We start from the raw sequence: 19,502 nt of genomic DNA, 5'->3' as shown, positions 1-19,502 counted from the left end.
CTGAGATCCGGGCGGCCGGAATGTCGGGGGCGTCCCCGTGGTCGCGGTACGCCGCAGCGTGTGACGATCGGATCCACCGACCTCGCCCGACCCGCCACCGTGACCAGGGAGCCTCCGATCAGCATCGTGACACCGCCCCCGCGCCTCTACCGCGCCCCCGAGCACCGGATGGCCGCCGGCGTCGCCGCCGGCATCGCCGACCACCTCGGCATTTCGGTGCTGCGGGTGCGGGTCGCGTTCATGGTGCTGCTCGGCCTGAGCGGGCTCGGCCTGCTGCTCTACGCGGCCTTCTGGGCGGTGGTGCCGCTACGGCCCGGTGACACCGCGGTGCCGCGCCGGCGCGACGTGGCCCAGCTCCTGCCGTTCGTGGGGATCGGGCTCGGGGTTCTGCTGATCCAGGTGATGGTCTTCGACTCGGTCGGCGCGGCGGGCACCGCCGGCTGGCTGGTGGCCATCATCGCGGTCGGCGCCGGCGTCATCTGGCACCAGTCCGCGCCCGAGCGGCGGCGGCGGTGGGGCGACACGATGCCGGTGCCCTGGCTCGGCGCGGTGGTCGAGGAGAGCGACCGGCGGGCCTTCGTGCTCCGGTTCATCGGCGGCGGGGTGCTGGTTGCGGTCGGCATCATCGGCGTCGCGGCGGTCTACTCGCCGGCGCAGAACTTCGACGCGGTGATCAACGGCGTGATCTTCGCGCTGGTCGGGCTGGCCGGGGTCGGTGTGGTCGCCGCGCCGGTGCTCTGGCGGACGTACAGCCAGCTCCGCTCGGAGCGCGAGGGGCGCATCCGCGAGCAGGAGCGGGCCGAGCTGGCCGCGATGGTGCACGACCAGGTGCTGCACACGTTGGCCCTGATCCAGCGCAACGCCGGTGACGTCAAGACGGTGCAGCGGCTGGCCCGGGGGCAGGAACGTTCGCTGCGCAACTGGCTCTACAAGCCCACCGCGTCGCCGAACGAGCGGCTCGCGGCCGCGCTCGAGCAGGCCGCGGCCGAGGTCGAGGACACCTTCGCGATCACGGTGGAGGCGGTGGTGGTCGGCGACCGGGAGAACGACGAGCGGGTCGGCGCGCTGGTCGCCGCCGCGCGGGAGGCGCTGGTGAACGCGGCCCGACACGCGGGGGTGCAGACCGTGTCCCTGTACGCCGAGGTGGAGCCCGATCAGGTCAGCGTCTTCGTCCGGGACCGGGGAGCGGGCTTCGACCCGGATACCGTGGAGGACCACCGGCACGGCGTACGCGGCTCGATCATCGGGCGGATGAAGCGGCACGGCGGACGGGCCGAAATCCGGTCCGGCCCGGGGGAGGGGACAGAGGTCCGGTTGATCCTGCCGATCTCCCGGGACTCGTCCGCAGCGGAGAGGAACAGATGACCATGGCCGAGCAGTCGATGGAGCACCTCGACCCGGCGGACGCCCGCCCCGAGCGGCTGCGGGTGTTCCTGGTGGACGACCATGCGATGTTCCGGGCCGGGGTGCGCGCGGAGCTGGGCGCCCACGTCGAGGTGGTGGGCGAGGCGAGCACGGTGGCCGAGGCGGTCACCCGGATCGCCGCGACCGGACCGGACGTGGTGCTGCTCGACGTGCACATGCCCGACGGCGGCGGGCGCGCGGTGCTGGAGGCGATGCGGCGCAGCCATCCGCAGGTCAAGTTCCTGGCACTGAGCGTCTCCGACGCGGCGGAGGACGTGATCGGGCTGATCCGGGCCGGCGCCCGTGGTTACGTCACCAAGACCATCTCGCCGGACGAGCTGGCCGCGGCGATCCGTCGGGTCGCTGACGGTGACGCGGTGTTCAGCCCTCGGCTGGCCGGGTTCGTCCTGGACGCCTTCGCGGCCCGGCCGGACGCCCCGGTGGCCGACCCGGAGTTGGACCAGCTCACCAACCGGGAGCGGGAGGTGCTCCGGCTGCTCGCTCGGGGGTACGCGTACAAGGAGATCGCGAAGGAGCTGTTCATCTCCATCAAGACGGTGGAGACGCACGTGTCGAACGTGCTGCGCAAGCTCCAGATGTCCAACCGCTACGAACTCTCGCGATGGGCGGCGGACCGCCGCCTCGTGTGACCCGGGTTCCGCCACGCGCAGCCGGTGCATCTCGGCCCGGTCTGTGTCGTCGAATCCGCCGGCGTCGCCCGGGTGATGATCAGAAAAGCGACGTCGGCGCCCTCGTCCACCCAGCCGGCAATCTTGCCTGTGCAGCCGAAGGCGGCATCGTCCGGATGGGCAAAGACGGCCGGCGCGGGCCGGCCGTCGGACAGCACCGGAGCGGACGCGGGAAAGCTCATAGATCCCGACCCCGCGCGCGGCGGCGGTGTCCGGCTGGGCCACGTATTTCCTGCTCAGAGCTGCCCGACCCAACCGGTTTCTGATCATTTTTCAGGTATCGGCAACGTGGCGGGCAACTAACGGCTTGATAACGGCACCTTCACGGAAGCGGCAAGTGAGTGTCACAGTGGCAGCACCTCACCCTCGGTCTGCGGCACTCCGTACGGCCCACGACCACGACCTCCGCTATTTCGCGGCCGGTTCGTGGCTGTGTCGCCTGCGTCGGGTCGTACCTCGTCGGTGGGGGAGCCCGGCGGATCGGAACATCAGGGGTGTCTCCAGCTTCCCTGTGAACCCGGCGACCCGCGCCCCGGGGTGGTCGGGCGGTGTCACCCCCAGACGTGCGTGAAACCCACGACGGAACCAGGTTTAGAAAGAGGAGGCCCCTCGGAATGAGAGTCTCGAAGCGGGCGACGAGCGCGATCGCGCTCAGCGCGGCTGCCGCGCTTGTCGCGAGCGGTTGCTCGAGCGGTGACGGTGACGGCGACGCCGCCGCCAGCAAGGACGGCTCGATCGTTATCCACGGCGTCCAGCCGGAGAACCCGCTGGTCCCGTCGAACACGACGGAGACCGGCGGTGGCAAGATCATCGACTGGATGTGGACCGGCCTGGTCGAGTACCCGAACGACGGTGGGGCCCCGCGCAACGCGCTGGCGGAGTCCATCAACACCACGGACTCCAAGGTCTTCACGATCAAGATCAAGAAGGGTACCAAGTTCCACGACGGTACCGAGGTGAAGGCGAAGAACTTCGTCGACGCCTGGAACTGGGCCGCCTACTCGCCGAACGGTGCGCAGAACGGCTCCTTCTTCTCGGACATCGCGGGCTTCGACAAGACCTACACGTCGGACCCGGACGGCGAGGGCCCGAAGAAGGCTCCGGCGCCGACGGCCGAGAAGCTGTCCGGCCTGAAGGTCGTCGACGACCAGACCTTCGAGGTCACCCTGGCGGCCCCGACCGCGGTCTTCCCGACCAAGCTCGGCTACAGCGCCTTCATGCCGCTGCCGGACGTGTTCTTCACCCAGAAGCCCGAGGAGTTCGGCAAGAAGCCGATCGGCAACGGCCCGGTGAAGTTCGTGTCGTGGGACGACAACGTCCTCATCAAGCTGACGCGCTTCGACGACTACAACCTGCGCGACACCATGAAGGTCAAGGACGTCGACGTCAAGCTGTACCAGGACGAGACGGCGGCCTACAACGACCTGCTGGCCAACAACCTGGACTTCCTGGAGTCGATCCCCACCTCGGCGCTCGCCGGTGACAAGTGGAAGACCGACCTCGGCGAGCGGGGCCTGTCGACCACCACGCCGACGACCGGCCTGATCGCGTTCCCGATCTACGACAAGCGCTTCCAGAACCCGAAGCTGCGTCGTGCCGTGTCGCTGTCGATCAACCGCCAGGAGGTCACGGACAAGATCTTCTTCGGTACCCGCAAGCCGGCCGACAGCTGGGCGAACCCGCTGACCCCGGGTGCCAAGCCGGGTAACTGCACCGCCTGCAAGTTCGACGCCGCCGAGGCCAAGCGGCTCCTGGCCGAGGCCGGTGGCTTCACGGGCGAGATGGTCTTCTACTACAACACGGACTCCAGCCACAAGGACTGGATGGACGCTGTTGCGCAGCAGGTCAAGACCAACCTCGGCATCGAGGCTCGCGCAGAGGGCATGCCGACGTTCGCGGTCTTCCGCCAGCAGGTCAACGCGCACAAGATGACCGGCCCGTACCGCGCCGCCTGGCAGCAGGACTACCCGGACGTGGAGAACTGGATCAACCCGCTCTACGTGACTGGTGGCTCCTCGAACGACGGCCTCTACAGCAACCCGCAGGTCGACACCCTGGCCAAGGCCGCCGGTGCCGCACCGAGCCTGGAGGCCTCGCACGAGCAGTTCTCCAAGGCCGTCGAGCTGGTCGACCAGGACGTGCCGAGCATCCCGGTCTACTTCTACGGCCAGCAGTCCGGCCACTCGGAGAAGGTCAAGAAGCTCGAGCTGAACAACGTCGGCGAACTCGACATCACCTCGGTCGAGCTCTGATCCGAACGGTCTGACCCCGGGTCGGGCTCGCCACATCCGGTGAGCCCGACCCGGGGCCGTTCCGCGAGTGAGTGTTACAACATCCACTCGCCACGTTGTCACCACCGTGTCGGCCGTCCGACGCGCCCCCTGTCTGGAGGACCACCCCATGGGCCGTTATCTGTTGAGACGGCTGCTCCAACTCGTGCCGGTCTTCATCGGTACGACGTTCATGATCTACGCCCTCGTCTGGGCCGTTCCGGGCGATCCGTTCGCCGGCAAGTGCGGTGACCGCCGCTGCCCGGACCAGTACATCGCCTTCATGACCGAGAAGTACCACCTGGACCAGAACGTCTTCGTGCAGTACGCGAACTACATGAAGAACCTGCTCCAGGGCGACTTCGGTCAGACGTTCTCGCAGCGCGAGATCAGTGACATCATCCTGACGTCGTACCCGAACACGCTGAAGCTGGCCCTGGTGGCGCTCAGCATCGAGGCCGTGATCGGCCTCGGCGCCGGCGTGCTGACCGGTCTGCGGCGCAACGGGTTCCTGGACAACCTGGTCCTGGTCTCCACGCTGTTCCTGATCGCGCTGCCGGTCTTCGTCGTCGGCTTCGTCCTTCAGTGGCTGCTCGGCGTGCAGTGGGGCATCATCAAGCCGACCGTCTCCTCCGAGATGCGGCTCTCCGAGCTGATCGTGCCGGGCTTCGTGCTCGGTAGCGCGTCAGTGGCGTACATCGCCCGGGTGGCACGAACGAGCATCGCGGAGAACCGCCGCGCCGACTACGTGCGTACCGCCATCGCCAAGGGCCTCCCGATGCGCCGGGTGGTGGGCGTGCACCTGCTGCGCAACTCGCTCATCCCGGTGGTCACCCTGCTCGGCACCGACCTCGGTGCCCTGATGGGCGGCGCGATCGTCACCGAGGGCATCTTCGGTATCAACGGAATCGGCCGCCAGGTCTTCCGCGCGATCGTCACCAAGGAAAGCGCTACCGTGGTAGGGATCGTGGTCGTCCTCGTGCTGGTCTATCTCGTGATGAACCTGCTGGTTGACCTGCTCTACGCCGCCCTGGACCCGAGGATCCGCTATGAGTGACCCGAGTACCGCATCGATCGTCAGCACCCCTCCCGCGCAGCCGACCGACGCCGGCGCCCCCACCACCGCTGGCCTGCCGCAGAGCAACGAGAAGCCGCGCGGCCTGCTCGGTGACGCCTGGCGGGACCTGCGGCGCAAGCCGCTGTTCTGGATCTCGGCCACGCTGATCGTGATCTTCCTGCTGATGGCGGCCTTCCCGGCGCTGTTCGCCCCGGGCGACGCGGTCAACGGCACGCTGTCCCGGAGCCTCAACAAGCCGTCCGCTGATGGCTGGTTCGGTTACGACGTGCAGGGTCGGGACGTCTACGCCCGGGTCATCTACGGCGCGCGTGCCTCCATCGTGGTCGCCGTGCTCTCCGTGCTCGGCACCCTGCTGGTCGGTGGTGCCATGGGCATCATCGCCGGCTACCGCGGTGGCTGGGTGGACGCTCTGCTCAGCCGGATCGCCGATGTCTTCTTCGGCCTGCCCTTCGTGCTCGGCGCGATCGTCATCCTGACCACGTTCAACGGCTCGAACTCCGGCAACAGCAAGGCCCAGATCATGGGCCTGGTGATCGCCTCCCTGATGGTGCTGAGCTGGCCGGTCGTGATGCGGCTGATGCGTTCCTCGGTGCTGGCCACCAAGGAGGCCGACTACATCGTCGCGGCACGCGCGTTGGGTGCCGGCACCGGCCGGATCATCCTCAAGCACCTGCTGCCGAACTGCCTGGCCCCGCTGCTGGTCTACGGCACGATCATGGTCGGCTCGTTCATCGGCGCCGAGGCCACCCTGTCGTTCCTGGGCGTCGGCCTGAAGTCGCCGGTGGTGTCCTGGGGCATCATGATCAGCGACGGGCAGCAGTTCATCCGGGTCGCGCCGGGGCTGGTGTTCTTCCCCGCCGCGTTCCTCGTCACCGCCGTGCTGAGCTTCGTGATGCTCGGTGAGGCGGTCCGCGAGGCCCTCGATCCGAAACTCCGCTAGGGGAGATCCAGTTGTCCGACATTCTCGTGTCTGAGCAGTCCGCGCCGGGAACCGGCGGCTCCGGACGTCCCTCCGGCCGGCTGCTCGAGGTCGAAGACCTGCGGGTGGAGTTCCGTACCCGGGACGGCGTCGCCAAGGTCATCAACGGGGTCACGTACCACGTCGACGCGGGGGAGACCCTCGCCGTGCTCGGCGAGTCCGGCTCCGGTAAGAGCGTCACGGCGCAGACCATCATGGGCATCCTCGACACCCCGCCCGGCTTCGTCACCGGTGGGCAGGTCCGCTTCCACGGCAAGGACATGCTCCGCATGTCCAACGAGGAGCGCCGCCGCATCCGCGGTGAGGGCATCGCGATGATCTTCCAGGACGCGCTCTCCGCGCTGAACCCGGTCTTCACCGTCGGGTTCCAGATCGCCGAGCAGTTCCGGGTCCGGCGGGGCATGGGTCGCGCGGAGTCCAAGAAGCGCGCCATCGAGATGCTTGACCAGGTCAAGATCCCGAACGCCAAGGACCGGTTCAGCAACTATCCGCACCAGTTCTCCGGCGGTATGCGGCAGCGCGCCATGATCGCGATGTCGCTGGCGCTCGACCCTGAGGTGCTGATCGCGGACGAGCCGACCACCGCGCTCGACGTGACCGTGCAGGCCCAGATCATGGACCTGCTCGCCGAGCTTCAGCGTGAGCGGCAGATGGGCATGATCCTGATCACCCACGACCTCGGCGTGGTCGCCGACGTCGCGGACCGGATCGCGGTCATGTACGCGGGCCGGATCGTCGAGGAAGCCGACGTGTACGACCTGTACGCCAAGCCGGCGCACCCGTACACGTTGGGTCTGATCGACTCGATTCCGCGTATGGACGAGAAGGGGCAGCAGCTCCGGACGATCAAGGGCCTCCCGCCGAACCTGATGAACATCCCGCCGGGCTGCCCGTTCAACCCGCGCTGTCCCATGGCTCAGCCGGTGTGCCGGGAGAAGCTCCCGCCGCTGCTGCAGGTGGGCACCGCACGGGCCAGCGCCTGCCACTTCGCCGAGGAGCTGGTGAACCGTGTCTGAGAACATCATCGAGGTCCGTGACCTGGTCAAGCACTACCCCGTCACCCAGGGCGTGGTGTTCAAGAAGACCGTCGGTCAGGTCAAGGCGGTCGACGGGGTCTCGTTCGGCCTCCGTGCCGGTGAGACGCTGGGTGTGGTCGGTGAGTCCGGCTGCGGCAAGTCGACCCTCGCCCGGGTTCTGATGAACCTGGAGCGGCCGACCGCCGGCAGCGTGGTCTACAAGGGCCAGGACATCTCCAAGCTCTCCGGCGGTGCGCTGCGGCGCCTCCGTCGGCAGATCCAGCTGGTGATGCAGGACCCGTACACCTCGCTCAACCCGCGGATGACCGTCGGTGACCTGCTCGGTGAGCCGTTCGAGATCCACCCGGAGGTGGCGCCGAAGGGCAGCCGTCGGGCGAAGGTCAGGGAACTGCTCGACCTGGTCGGGCTCAACCCGGAGCACATCAACCGGTACCCGCACCAGTTCTCCGGCGGTCAGCGCCAGCGCATCGGCATCGCCCGGGCGCTCGCGCTGCGGCCCGAGGTGATCGTCTGCGACGAGCCGGTGTCGGCGCTGGACGTGTCCATCCAGGCCCAGGTGATGAACCTGCTGGAGCAGTTGCAGGGCGAGTTCGGGCTCTCGTACGTCTTCATCGCCCACGACCTGTCGGTGGTCCGCCACCTCTCGGACCGCGTCGCGGTGATGTACCTCGGCAAGATCGTTGAGATCGGCACCGAGGACGAGATCTACGAGCGGCCGACCCACCCGTACACCCAGGCGCTGCTCTCGGCGGTGCCGGTGCCGGACCCGACCCAGCGGAACAACAAGACGATCATCCGGCTCACCGGTGACGTGCCGTCGCCGATCAGCCCGCCCTCGGGCTGCCGGTTCCGGACCCGCTGCTGGAAGGCGCAGGACGTCTGCGCCGAGCAGGTCCCGCTGCTGGAGATCCGGCGGAGCTCGGATCACCCGAGCGCCTGCCACTTCGCGGAGAAGCGCGAGATCGTCGCGAGCCACGAGGCCGCCTGAGTCACCCGGAACCGCCTGCCGACGTCACCACGACGACGGCAGGCGGTTTCGTTTGTCCGGGGCGCCCGGCTGCCTGCTTCGGAGCCGAGCGGTGGCGTCGGACCGGTCGCAGCGTGGGCCGTCGAGCGGCGGCCGCCCGAGCCGGGGCCGGCCCGTGCGGCTCACAGTGGGCCGCGCCCCGCTCGGAGCAGCAGCAGTGCCAGTTGGGTGCCGTCGGCGCCGAGCGCGACCCGGAAACGCTCCAGGATCTCCCGTTCCCGGGAGAGCACCAGGCGCGTCCCGCCGGACGCCATCCGGGTCGCCCCAACCTCCTGAGATAGCGTGGCCCGCTCGTGCCAGAGCGAGATCAACGCGTCGTCGATCTCGTCGATGCGTTCCCTGATCTGCACGATCCGTGCGGCGGCGGCCGGCTCCGCGGTGCCGGTCCGTGCCTCGGTCGGCCCGCCGTCCTCGGCCGGTGGCGCCATTCCCACCGGGGGCTCGCTCCCATTGACCGGGGGCTGCTCAGCCCCTGGTCGGACCGGCCCGCCGCTCTGCTCCGCCACGTCTGTCATCATCGGGTACCTCTCGCACTGTCGTGCCCGGTGCCCGGATCCCGGGACGAAAAAGCCCCGGGCTCCAGGAGCCCGGGGCTTTCGCAGGTCTGATCGATCAGGCGCGACCTACGGCTGCCGGACTCCCGGTGCCGTAGTAAAAGTAGTAGCGCTGAGCGAACACGCCGTCGAGTATGCCCATGCCACCCGCCTGTGCGCAAGGAATCGGCGTCAACAGGCACCTCCTCGGCTCCGGCACGTTCTGCGGGCGGGCCCTGGTGTGACCACCACGTTGCTTCCACCGTCATCGTTCTCCGTCGGGGGGCGGGCGCGCCGGCGACGACACCGCGCGGTCGGGAAGTGTCTGGCCGGCGGCATAGACTTGTCGCGCGATGCATCCTCTCTTCGACATTCCCGCGTCCTCGCCTGCGCCGGAGTCCGCGCCGGCCCGTCCGGACCGGCCCCGGCCGGCCGCCGTCCGCCTCGATCCGCAGCAGTTGCTCGCCGGGCTGAACGGGCCGCAGCGCGACGCGGTCACCCACGCCGGCTCTCCGCTGTTGATCGTCGCCGGTGCCGGGTCGGGCAAGACCCGGGTGCTCACCCACCGGATCGCCTACCTGCTCGCCGCGCGGGACGTGCACCCCGGCGAGATCATCGCCATCACCTTCACCAACAAGGCCGCCGGCGAGATGAAGGAGCGGGTGGCCGCGCTGGTCGGCCCGCGGGCCCGGCTGATGTGGGTGTCGACGTTCCACTCCGCGTGTGTCCGGATCCTGCGGGCCGAGCACGAGCACGCCGGGCTCAAGTCCACGTTCTCGATCTACGACGCGGACGACTCACGCCGGCTGATGCAGCTGGTCACCCGCGAGCTGGACCTCGACCCGAAGCGCTATCCGGCGCGCGGGCTGGCCGCCCAGGTCTCCAACCTGAAGAACGAGTTGGTCGACCCGGAGCAGTTCGCGCAGCGGGCCAAGGGGCCCAACGAGCGGGCGCTCGCCGAGGCGTACACGCTCTACCAGCGGCGGCTGCGCGAGGCGCACGCGCTCGACTTCGACGACCTGATCATGACCACGGTGCACCTGCTCCAGTCTCATCCACACGTGGCCGAGAGCTACCGTCGCCGGTTCCGGCACGTCCTGGTCGACGAATACCAGGACACCAACCACGCGCAGTACACGCTGATCAAGGAGCTGGTCTCCGGCACCGAGGGGCTGGAGCCGGCCGAGCTGTGCGTGGTCGGTGACGCCGACCAGTCGATCTACGCGTTCCGGGGCGCGACGATCCGCAACATCCTGGAGTTCGAGCGGGACTTCACCGACGCGCGGACGATCCTGCTGGAGCAGAACTACCGCTCCACCCAGACCATCCTGAACGCGGCCAACGCGGTGATCGACCGGAACACCTCCCGCAAGCCGAAGCGGCTGTGGAGCGAGGCTGGCGCCGGCGAGCAAATCGTCGGCTACGTGGCCGACACCGAGCACGCCGAGGCGGACTGGGTGGCCCGGGAGATCGACCGGCTGGTCGACGCCGACGAGACCCGCCCCGGCGACGTCGCCGTCTTCTACCGCACCAACGCCCAGTCCCGGGTCTTCGAGGAGGTGTTCATCCGGGTCGGCCTGCCCTACAAGGTGGTCGGCGGGGTGCGCTTCTACGAGCGCAAGGAGGTCCGCGACGCGCTCGCGTACCTGCGTTCGGTGGTCAACGACGACGACACGGTGAGCCTGCGGCGGGTGCTGAACACCCCGCGCCGGGGGATCGGCGACCGAGCGGAGGCGTGCGTCGAGGCGCTCTCCAGCCGCGACCGGATCTCCTTCGGCGCGGCGCTGCGCCGGGCCCGCGAGGCGCCGGGCATCTCCAGCCGGGCGGCCAACGGCATCGCCGACTTCGTGGCGCTGCTCGATGGTGCCCGGGAGCTGGCCGAGACCGGCACTCCGGAGGAGGTCCTGGAGGCGCTGCTGACCCGCTCGGGCTACCTCAGCGAGCTGGAGGAGAGCCTGGACCCGCAGGACGCCGGCCGGGTGGACAACCTCCAGGAGCTGGTCAGCGTCGCCCGGGAGTTCACCGAGCGGATCGAGGCGACCGGCGCCGAGGGCGAGCGGGCCACCCTGGCGGGCTTCCTGGAGCAGGTCGCACTGGTCGCCGACGCCGACCAGATCCCCTCCGACGACCCCGACCATCAGGGCGTGGTCACCCTGATGACGCTGCACACCGCCAAGGGGTTGGAGTTCCCGGTGGTCTTCCTGACCGGGCTGGAGGACGGCGTCTTCCCGCACCTGCGTTCGCTGGGCGACACCCGCGAGCTGGAGGAGGAGCGCCGGCTGGCGTACGTCGGCATCACCCGGGCCCGACAGCGGCTCTACCTCTCCCGGGCGGTGACCCGCTCGGCCTGGGGGCAGCCGGCCTACAACCCTCCGTCGCGGTTCCTGGAGGAGCTGCCGCCGGAGCTGGTGCACTGGGAGCGCACCGAGGGGTCGTACACCTCATGGGCCGGTGGGGGCGGCGGCGTCGGTGGTCGTGCGGACCGCGCGCCCGGCGTGCGGGGCACCTTCAGCGGGGGCACGCCGAAGGCGGCGCAGTTGGCCAAGCGCCTCGGGGTGGACGGCAGCCGACTGACCACGGCCAGCGAGCTGCCCCAGGGGCCGAAGGTGTCGGCGGGCGACCGGGTCAACCACCAGCGGTACGGGTTGGGGCGGGTCGTCGCCGTCGAGGGGCACGGCCCCGGTGCCCGCGCGCAGATCGACTTCGGTGACCAGACCATGTGGCTGGTGCTGCGGCACGCCCCGATCGACAAGCTCTGACCCGGCCGGGCCGAGACGTCGCCCGGCGTATCTGGCCCGCCCGCCCAAGATCGCACTATGTTGCGGAAAGAGTGGCCTCCGGCAGCGCGGACGCCACTCTTTCCGTGATGTCGTGTGGATCAGTACCCGGTCGAGGTGTGACCGGTCCAATCGGCTACTGCGAGCTCACTCTTGAGGTTTTCCTGTAGCTCAGCGAGCTTGGCGGTGACGTCGGCGCGGTGCGCCTCCGCGGGAAAGCGCCGGTGTTGTACGAGAACCTACAGCCGGCAGTAGGTCCTCACCACAGATGTCGGTGATCGGCGTGTGAGCCTGGAGCTCTGCGCTGGTTCTCGGGCCCCCTAAGAGCAGGACGTCCTGCAGCACCTCCTCACCCGCGCCCTCATCCGCTGACCGCTCTGATGGGTCTTCAAGGAGGAGTCTGCACCGGCTGCAGACTCCCACTCACCATCGAGCAGGTGCACCAGCCGCGTGAGCGCGCCGAATCAAGGGGCCGCTGCTTGAATCTCGGACGGGTCGGCTGCCGCGGTGGTGACCGCGTCAAGACCGCTGGCTTCCGGGCCAGGACCAGGGTCGAGTGAGTCAGGTCAGCACGCGGATCGGGCTGCCGTCGAGGAAGGCGCCGATGTCGTCCACGGCGTCGCGGAAGAACGTCGCGTAGTTCAGCTCGCTGACATAGTCGAGGTGCGGCGTGGCCAGCACGTTCGGCAGCGTACGGAACTCATGTCCGGCGGGCAGCGGCTCCTCGTCGAACACATCCAGCCCGGCCCCCGCGATCCGCCCCTCGCGCAGTGCGGACGCCAGGGCGGACTGGTCGACGATCGCCGCCCGCGAGGTGTTGACCAGGTAGGCGGTGGGCTTCATGAGCGCGAGTTCCCGCGCGCCGACGAGCCCGCGCGTCCGGTCGCCGAGCACCAGGTGAACGGAGACGACGTCGGAGCCGGCGAGCAGGGCGTCCAGGTCGGGGGCCCGCCGCGCGCCGCCCTCCTCGGCCCGCTCGCGCGTCAGGTTCTGGCTCCAGGCCAGCACGTCCATGCCGAACGCCCGCCCGACGGCCGCGACCTGCGACCCGATCCTGCCCAGGCCGAGCAGCCCGAGGGTGCGTCCGTGCAGGTCGGTGCCGAGGGTGTGCCGCCAGGGACCGCTGGTGCGCAGCGCGGTCGCCTCGGACACCAGGTGGCGGGCCAGGCCGAGGATCAACGCCCACGTCAGCTCGACCGTCGAGGTCCAGCCGCCGCCCGTGCCGCACACCGTGACGCCGTGCGCCCGCGCCGCCTCCAGGTCGATGGCGGCGTTGCTCATGCCGGTGGTGACGAGCAGCCGCAGGTGGGGGAGCCGGTCGAACACCTCGGCGGGGAACGGCGTGCGCTCCCGCATGGCGACCACGACCTCGCAGTCGCGGATGGCCGCCACGAGCTCGTCGGTGCTCGTGGAGTGCTCGCGGAAGCTGGTGACCCGGACCCGGGACCAGTCCGCCAGCCCGAGCGCCACCCCCTGGTAGTCGTCCAGCACGGCGCAGCGCAGATCAGTGGACATGACGAAGGACCGTACGCCCCCTGCTCCAGCTCATCGCTGCTTTGGCGCTGGAGTCCCGCTTGCGAGCAGGACGGCATATACAGGGGCGAGTCGAAGCGCACACCACCTCGGACCTGCGGTTGTTCCTGTGCTGGTACGCGGAGCGGTGTATCGATCCGCTGCAGGAGCCGCGACCATCTGGTGCGACCGCATCTCGCGACCAAGCCACCGGAACCTGGCCACGTCGGCGCCCAGCTGTAGGTCCTCAGCAGAGTTGTCGGTGCTCGGTGCGTTGGCCTGGAGACCTGCATTGGTTTCTCACTGGCTTGTCGGCAGGTTCTTCTCACCGATCTGTCGGTTTCTTGATGATCTTGATGGCCCACGCACTGCCTGACTCTGATCGTGGCGTTTGGGGTTAGCGGCAGCGTTATCGCAGCCGCTGTGGGGAACGCTTGATTAGCGACCCCGATCGGGACGCCGTCGGCCGGTCGGCTCAGACGCCCGCCAGCGCTTCCGTCGGCGTGAGCCGGGCGGCCCGCACGGCGGGGTAAAGTCCCGCGACCGTGCCGATCAGCAGCGTCGCGGCGAACCCGCCCGCCGTCGCCCACAGCGGCACCACGGCCGGCCAGTCCTGCGTGGCCGCGTACCCGCCGGTCACCACGACGCCGATCAGGATGCCGCCGAGGCCGCCGAGCGCGGACAGCAGCAGCGACTCCACCAGGAACTGCAGCAGGACCTGGCCGCGGGTGGCCCCGAGCGCCCGGCGCAGGCCGATCTCCGACCGGCGTTCGAGTACCGAGATGACCATCGTGTTCGTGACGCCGATGCCGCCGACCAGGAGCGCCACCGCGCCGAGGCCCAGCAGCAGACCGCTGAACGTGTTCTCGGTGATCGTCCTGGCGGCCAGTGCGTCGGAAGGCCGCGAGACCAGGACCTCGGTGGGCGCCGTCGGTTTCACGGTGCGCGGAAGGGCCATGCGCACCTCGACCACCGCGTCCTCCGCCGTACGCGTGTAGACGGTCGTCGCGTGCCCGTCGAAGCCGAGGTAGGCCGCCGCGGCCGACCAGCCGATGAACACGGCGCGGTCCAGCTCCTCGGCCAGCGGCACCGGCCGCAGCACGCCCACCACGGTGAAGCGTTGCTTGCCGAGCACGATCTGCGGCTGTGCTGCGGCGTCGTCGATGCCGAGCCGCTGCGCCGCGGTCCAGCCCAGCACGGCGGTGGGGAAGTCGGCGGTGGGCAGGCTCAGCCAGCGCCCGCTGACCGGGCTGAGTCCGACCGTTTCCGGCAGGTCGAGGCGGCCCGCATAGACGGCGAGGCTGCCGGTCTGCGCGGGGTTGACGTGCTCGTTGCGGTACGCGTACACGTTGGGCAGCCGTCCGACCGCCGACACCGCCTCCACCGACGCGATTCTTGCGATCATGGGGATCGCCTCGTCCGGTAGGTGCGTCGGCGTGTCGTCCGACGATCTGCCCGGCTCGACAGTCAGCAGGTTGGTGCCCAGGTCGTCCAGCTGCCGGTCCAGTTCGGCCTGGCTGGAGCTGGAGATGCCGACCACGGCGATCATCGCGGCGATGCCGATCGCGATGCCGAGCGCGGACAGGAACACCCGCAGTCGGCGCGATCGCAGCCCGGCCGCGCCGACCCGCAGCACATCGCCCGGCGACAGCCGCCCGGGGCGGGGCGGGGCGCTCATACGGCCGCCCCGATCCGTGTGGCGAACGGCACCACGCCGGGTTCGCGCTCGTCGCGCACGATGAGCCCGTCGGAGACCTCGACCCGCCGCGGCAGCCGTGCCGCCAACTCCCGGTCGTGGGTGATGACCACGACGGTGGTGCCGGCCGCGTTCAGCTCCGTCAGCAGGCCCAGCACGGTCTCGCCCGAGGCGGAGTCGAGGTTGCCGGTGGGCTCGTCGGCCACCAGCAGCGGCGGATCGCCGATCAGCGCCCGGGCGATCGCCACCCGCTGCCGCTCACCGCCGGAGAGCTCGTGCGGACGGTGGTGCAGCCGGTGGCCCAGGCCGACCCGTTCCAACGCGACGTCGGCCCGCCGCAGCCGCTCCCGGGCGGCCACGCTCGAGTAGAGCAGGCCGTCGGCCACCGCGGCCCGCACCGCAACGCCCGGGGTCAGGTGGAACTGCTGGAAGACGAAGCCGATCGTGGCGGCCCGAAGGCCGGACAGCTGCCGGTCGGACCGGGCCGCCACGTCGTGCCCGCCGATGCGGACCTGGCCGCTGGTGGGGCGGTCCAGGGTGCCGATCAGGTTGAGGAGGCTGGACTTGCCCGATCCGGAACGCCCGACGACGGCGACCGCCTCGCCGTATCCGATGTCGAGGCTGACCCCGCGTACGGCCCGTACTCCGCCGGGGTAGGTTTTGGTGACGTCCGTCAGCTCGACCACGTTCACTGCGCGACCCCCACGGTGACGCCCTCGGCGATGCCGTCGCCGCTGATCTCGACCTTGCCGCCGGCGAACAGCCCCGTCTGCACTGGCACGACCCGGCTGGTCACGCCGTCATGCAGTTCCAGGCCGTAGCCGCGCTCGCCGATGGCGAGCAGCGCCTGGATCGGCACGACAAGCACGTCGGCGTGCTCGGCGGTGACGAAGCGGACCGTCACCGGCCCGGGCTCCGGCTCGGCGGTGGCTTTCAGGACCAGCTGCACGGTGACCTTGGGCTCTCCCTGACCCGGCGGCGGATCCGCGGGCGCGCCGCCGGTGGACGCGGGTGTTACCACGCCGAGCACGGTCGCCTCCACCGGTGCGCCGTCGGGCAGCGTGACGGTGGCCTTGACGCCCTTCTTGGCCAGGTCCGGTTCGGTGGCCGGCACCTTCGCGGTGACGATGAGGGTGGTCGGGCCGGCGAGGATGTCACCGGCGGCCGGCGCCCCGAGCCGCGCGGTCTGGGTGGCGATCCGCAGCGCGCCGGGTGCGACGATCACGTCCGTCGGCGCCACGGTGCCCGTGACGGGCAGCCCCAGGTCTTTCTGCCACCGCTTGACGGCGGCCGCGGTCGACGCGGAGTAAGAGGTGTCGGCCTCGAAGCCGGTGTACTTCAGCGCGACCAGGTTCGCCTCGAGCTGGGCGACGTCCGGGCCTTTGACCCCGCCGGCGAGGACCCGGTAGAACGGCAGCTCGCCGTAGAGCAGCACGATCGGGTTGTTGTCCGCACGCAGCAGCGGCTGTCCGCGCCGCACCGTGCTGCCGGCCGCCGCGAGCCAGGTCAGGGTGCCGACCGCCTTGGACGTGACCGCCGACGGTTGGCCGTAGCCGATCTCGCCTTCGACGACCGTGGCCGCCGTGATCGTGGAGCGTGTCACCTTGACCGTGCCGACCGCGGGAGCGCCGACGGGGCTGTCGTCCCCGCCCCCGGCGAAGACCCCGGCGGACATCGCCGCCGCCGCGGCGACCACCGCGGCGGCGACGACACCGAAGAGCACACGGCGCCATCGGGGGCTCATCCGACACCCGGCCCGTCGGTGGCCCTGGGCATGCAGATCTCCGTCGCCGCCTTGTACGTCGGGTTCGCCATCCGGGCCCTGAGTTCGTCCTTCATGCGTTTCGCGGTGGCCCCGTCGATCGGGGCAGGGTCGGGATCAGGATCGGGGTAGTCCGGCACGCCGTTGTTGCGCATGCACGCCGCGATCTCCCGGCGCTCGCGCAGTTCCTCCTCGGTCGGCTTGCGGGGCGTGTCCTTTACCGGGGGGTCCAGCGCGGGCCACTTCTGGAAGCACTCGACCAGTTCGGGAGTCAGCTCGCCCTCCGGCAGGCCCGAGAAATCCACCATGTTGTCGTGACCGAGGTAGCGGACCGACAGGCCCTTCTCGTTCAGGCACGTCGCGAGGTTCTGCTTCTGCTTGTCGTAGGCGTCCCACTGGCCGGCGGTGCCGGAGTTCGCCTCGCCGGTGGTCTCCGACTGGCCCGGCCCGCACGCCGTCAACACCGCCACCAGCAACGGCGCGCATGCCGCCAGTGCCGCGTACCGGATGCCACGCCCTGAACGCTGGCCCACACGTCTGCCGTCGATCGGCATCTACTTCTCCTCTGGAGCTAGGTTTCGCATCGCGTACGACGTGTCCGTCCCGGCGGGAACGTCGCCGCCAGGCCTGTGCTGGACGCCGGAGGGGTTCGCCGGCCGTCTCGGTACACAGCCCACCAGAGGTGGTGTTATGGGGCGGTGAGCAGAATTCCTCACATCCCGTTAACATCATCTGAAGTCGATTGATTTACTGATTCTTCGGGTGTGGGCGTGGGTTCATGCCCGCGGGGCGTCACTGCGGGGCAGGATCACGCGCACTGACAGGCCGCCGTCGGGACGGGGGGTGGCCAGCGCGTCGCCGCCGTGGGCCTGGGCGACCGCACGCACGATGGACAGGCCCAGACCGCTGCCCCTGGCCGAACCCACCCGGTCGGTGAGCCGGCGGAACGGCTCGAACAGCACCGGCACCTCGTGCGGCGAGATCAGCGCGCCCGTATTGGTCACGATGATCTCGGCCTGCCGGACCTCGGCCAGGATCTGCACCCACACGAAGCCGTGCGGGCGGTTGTAGCGGACCGCGTTGTCGACCAGGTTGCGGATCAACTGCTCCAGCAGGATCGGGTCGCCGACCACCGGCGCCGCCGCGAGTTGCGCCTGGACCTGCACCCGCTGCTCCGCGGCCGCCTTCGCGGTGACCTCGAGCGCATACCCCGCCAGTTGTGCCAGGTCGACCGACCGCCGGTCGGTGACCGCCTCGTCTGCCCTGGCCAGGGTGAGCAGCGAGTCGATCAGCCGTTCGTGGCGCAGGTTGACCGCGAGCAAGTTATCGCCGAGCTGCCTGACCTCGGCCGGGCTGTCCGGGCGGCTCATCGCAACCTCGACCAGGGTGCGGTTGAGCGCGATGGGGTCTTCAGCTCGTGCGCGGCGTTGGCGATGAAACGGCCCTGCCCGGCGAACGCCCCGTCGAGGCGGTCCAGCATGCTGTCGAACGAGTCGGCCAAGCTCTTCACCTCACCCGGCGGGGCGTCCAGGTCGATGCGCTTGTGCAGGGTGCGCCCCGCGATTCGGTGCGCCGTCTCGGTGATCATGCTAAGCGGGCGCATCAGCCGCCCCGACACAAACCAGCCCGCCGCGGTGACCACCACCCACACCACCAGCAGCGTCATCCCGCCCTTGAACAGCAGGTTCGCCTGCATCGAATCCATGATCGCCTGCTTGGAGGCGAAGCTCTGCCCGATGTGCTCACCCGCGGCCGCCTGTTCCTCCGGCGGGAGCACCGCGTACTTCTCCTCGTACAAGGCGTTCAGGCTGTACTCCATGCTGTTGTCGACCAGGATCAGCACGCCGCCGAGCACCACGCTGCCCGCCAGGGCGAACAGCAGGCTGAACACGACGGTCAGCCGGACCCGCAGGCTGCCGTGCCAGGAACCGTTCATCGCAACCGGTAACCCACTGCGGTCACCGTCTCGATGAGCTGCGGCTCCCCGAGCTTGCGGCGCAGGCCGCTGATGGTGACCCGGACGATGGTGGTGAACGGGTCCATGTGCTCGTCCCAGACCTTCTCCAGCAGCGTCTCGGCCGACGCCACCGCGCCCTCGGCCCGCAGCAGCTCCTCCAGCACCGCGAACTCGCGGCGGGACAGGCTCACGTAGCGGCCGTCACGGTACGTCTCCCGGTGGTGCGGGTCGAGCCGGATCCCGGCCCGCTCCAGCACCGGCGGCGTTGCCGGGCGGGCCCGGCGGCCCAGCGCCCGCACTCGCGCCACCAGCTCGGCGAACGCGAACGGCTTGGGCAGGTAGTCGTCGGCGCCGAGGCTGAGCCCGGCGACCCGCTCGGCCACCGTCACCGACACCGTGAGCATCAGCACGCGCACGTCCAGGCCCTGCGCCACGACCTGGCGGCACACCTCGTCGCCGTGCACCCGCGGCAGGTCGCGGTCCAGGACCATCACGTCGTACGCGTTGACGGCGAGCTTCTCCAGTGCCGCCGCCCCGTCGTAGGCGACGTCGACGGCGATGGCCTCCTGCCGCAGCCCCTCGGCGACGGCCTCGGCCATCAGCTCCTCGTCCTCCACGACCAGGACCCGCACCCCGCCACCTCCTCGACCGACCGACCGACCGCCAAGTATGCACGGGGCGTCGTTAGCAGGGTGTTAGTGAATTCCCTGTCGGCACGCTCACACCCCCTGCTGTTGGCTACCGAGCGTGACTGGAAAGCTGGCCGAGGCGGTCGTCGATC

Annotated in this window: 18 protein-coding genes; 8 read left to right on the top strand and 10 right to left on the bottom strand. The window is 70.0% G+C overall.

Annotated elements, in window-relative coordinates:
• Positions 1-99: 99 nt before the first annotated feature.
• A complete protein-coding gene (locus ABZU69_RS13800) occupies positions 100-1,365 on the top strand; it encodes a PspC domain-containing protein (protein WP_354964880.1) in 1,266 nt (421 codons plus the stop codon).
• A gap of 2 nt (positions 1,366-1,367) precedes the next feature.
• A complete protein-coding gene (locus tag ABZU69_RS13795; RefSeq protein ID WP_172899192.1) occupies positions 1,368-2,054 on the top strand; it encodes a response regulator transcription factor in 687 nt (228 codons plus the stop codon).
• Here ABZU69_RS13795 and ABZU69_RS13790 read toward each other — a convergent pair.
• On the bottom strand, positions 2,012-2,275 hold the full coding sequence (locus ABZU69_RS13790; RefSeq protein WP_354964707.1) for a PIG-L family deacetylase: 264 nt from the start codon (positions 2,273-2,275) through the stop codon (positions 2,012-2,014). The two genes, ABZU69_RS13795 and ABZU69_RS13790, sit on opposite strands and share 43 nt — an antisense overlap.
• A gap of 432 nt (positions 2,276-2,707) precedes the next feature.
• On the opposite strand from ABZU69_RS13790, the gene ABZU69_RS13785 reads away from it, so the two are divergent.
• The 5 genes from ABZU69_RS13785 to ABZU69_RS13765 all read left to right on the top strand — a co-directional run bounded on the left by ABZU69_RS13785 (position 2,708) and on the right by ABZU69_RS13765 (position 8,445).
• On the top strand, positions 2,708-4,345 hold the full coding sequence (locus tag ABZU69_RS13785; protein ID WP_354964706.1) for an ABC transporter substrate-binding protein: 1,638 nt from the start codon (positions 2,708-2,710) through the stop codon (positions 4,343-4,345).
• Between the two features lie 148 nt (positions 4,346-4,493).
• Positions 4,494-5,420 carry an ABC transporter permease gene (locus ABZU69_RS13780; RefSeq protein WP_354964705.1) on the top strand — a complete coding sequence of 309 codons (927 nt, stop codon included), beginning with the start codon at positions 4,494-4,496 and terminating at the stop codon, positions 5,418-5,420.
• Positions 5,413-6,381, top strand: coding sequence for an ABC transporter permease (locus tag ABZU69_RS13775; protein ID WP_354964704.1), 969 nt, complete (start codon positions 5,413-5,415; stop codon positions 6,379-6,381). Before ABZU69_RS13780 ends, ABZU69_RS13775 begins: the two co-directional genes overlap by 8 nt.
• 26 nt (positions 6,382-6,407) lie before the next feature.
• The gene (locus ABZU69_RS13770) at positions 6,408-7,436 is read left to right on the top strand and encodes an ABC transporter ATP-binding protein (RefSeq protein WP_354964879.1); all 1,029 of its coding nucleotides are present in this window, start codon (positions 6,408-6,410) and stop codon (positions 7,434-7,436) included.
• Complete coding sequence (locus tag ABZU69_RS13765; RefSeq protein WP_354964703.1) at positions 7,429-8,445, top strand: dipeptide ABC transporter ATP-binding protein; 1,017 nt, start codon at positions 7,429-7,431, stop codon at positions 8,443-8,445. The genes ABZU69_RS13770 and ABZU69_RS13765 overlap by 8 nt, the downstream gene beginning before the upstream one ends.
• 161 nt (positions 8,446-8,606) lie before the next feature.
• On the opposite strand, the gene ABZU69_RS13760 is transcribed toward ABZU69_RS13765, so the two are convergent.
• Positions 8,607-8,912 carry a chorismate mutase gene (locus ABZU69_RS13760; protein ID WP_354964878.1) on the bottom strand — a complete coding sequence of 102 codons (306 nt, stop codon included), beginning with the start codon at positions 8,910-8,912 and terminating at the stop codon, positions 8,607-8,609.
• 458 nt (positions 8,913-9,370) lie between these two features.
• On the opposite strand from ABZU69_RS13760, the gene pcrA reads away from it, so the two are divergent.
• Positions 9,371-11,776 (top strand): DNA helicase PcrA, encoded by a 2,406-nt coding sequence (gene pcrA / locus ABZU69_RS13755; RefSeq protein WP_354964702.1) that lies wholly within the window; start codon positions 9,371-9,373, stop codon positions 11,774-11,776.
• Between the two features lie 579 nt (positions 11,777-12,355).
• Here pcrA and ABZU69_RS13750 read toward each other — a convergent pair.
• The 8 genes from ABZU69_RS13750 to ABZU69_RS13715 all read right to left on the bottom strand — a co-directional run bounded on the left by ABZU69_RS13750 (position 12,356) and on the right by ABZU69_RS13715 (position 19,353).
• On the bottom strand, positions 12,356-13,309 hold the full coding sequence (locus tag ABZU69_RS13750; protein WP_354964701.1) for a D-2-hydroxyacid dehydrogenase family protein: 954 nt from the start codon (positions 13,307-13,309) through the stop codon (positions 12,356-12,358).
• 472 nt (positions 13,310-13,781) lie between these two features.
• Positions 13,782-14,984 (bottom strand): ABC transporter permease, encoded by a 1,203-nt coding sequence (locus ABZU69_RS13745; protein ID WP_354964700.1) that lies wholly within the window; start codon positions 14,982-14,984, stop codon positions 13,782-13,784.
• A complete protein-coding gene (locus tag ABZU69_RS13740) occupies positions 14,981-15,688 on the bottom strand; it encodes an ABC transporter ATP-binding protein (protein WP_354964699.1) in 708 nt (235 codons plus the stop codon). The genes ABZU69_RS13745 and ABZU69_RS13740 overlap by 4 nt, the downstream gene beginning before the upstream one ends.
• 2 nt (positions 15,689-15,690) lie before the next feature.
• The gene (locus ABZU69_RS13735; protein WP_354964698.1) at positions 15,691-16,746 is read right to left on the bottom strand and encodes a peptidoglycan-binding protein; all 1,056 of its coding nucleotides are present in this window, start codon (positions 16,744-16,746) and stop codon (positions 15,691-15,693) included.
• A complete protein-coding gene (locus ABZU69_RS13730; RefSeq protein WP_354964697.1) occupies positions 16,743-17,318 on the bottom strand; it encodes a hypothetical protein in 576 nt (191 codons plus the stop codon). The genes ABZU69_RS13735 and ABZU69_RS13730 overlap by 4 nt, the downstream gene beginning before the upstream one ends.
• A 222-nt stretch (positions 17,319-17,540) precedes the next feature.
• On the bottom strand, positions 17,541-18,134 hold the full coding sequence (locus tag ABZU69_RS13725; RefSeq protein WP_354964696.1) for an ATP-binding protein: 594 nt from the start codon (positions 18,132-18,134) through the stop codon (positions 17,541-17,543).
• On the bottom strand, positions 18,131-18,700 hold the full coding sequence (locus ABZU69_RS13720; RefSeq protein WP_354964695.1) for a HAMP domain-containing protein: 570 nt from the start codon (positions 18,698-18,700) through the stop codon (positions 18,131-18,133). Before ABZU69_RS13720 ends, ABZU69_RS13725 begins: the two co-directional genes overlap by 4 nt.
• Positions 18,697-19,353 carry a response regulator transcription factor gene (locus tag ABZU69_RS13715; protein WP_354964694.1) on the bottom strand — a complete coding sequence of 219 codons (657 nt, stop codon included), beginning with the start codon at positions 19,351-19,353 and terminating at the stop codon, positions 18,697-18,699. The genes ABZU69_RS13720 and ABZU69_RS13715 overlap by 4 nt, the downstream gene beginning before the upstream one ends.
• Between the last annotated feature and the right edge of the window lie 149 nt (positions 19,354-19,502).

Origin of the sequence: Micromonospora sp. NPDC005206 (genome assembly GCF_040608175.1) — a bacterium.
Taxonomy (GTDB): domain Bacteria; phylum Actinomycetota; class Actinomycetes; order Mycobacteriales; family Micromonosporaceae; genus Micromonospora.
This window is presented reverse-complemented; position numbering and strand designations above follow the sequence as displayed.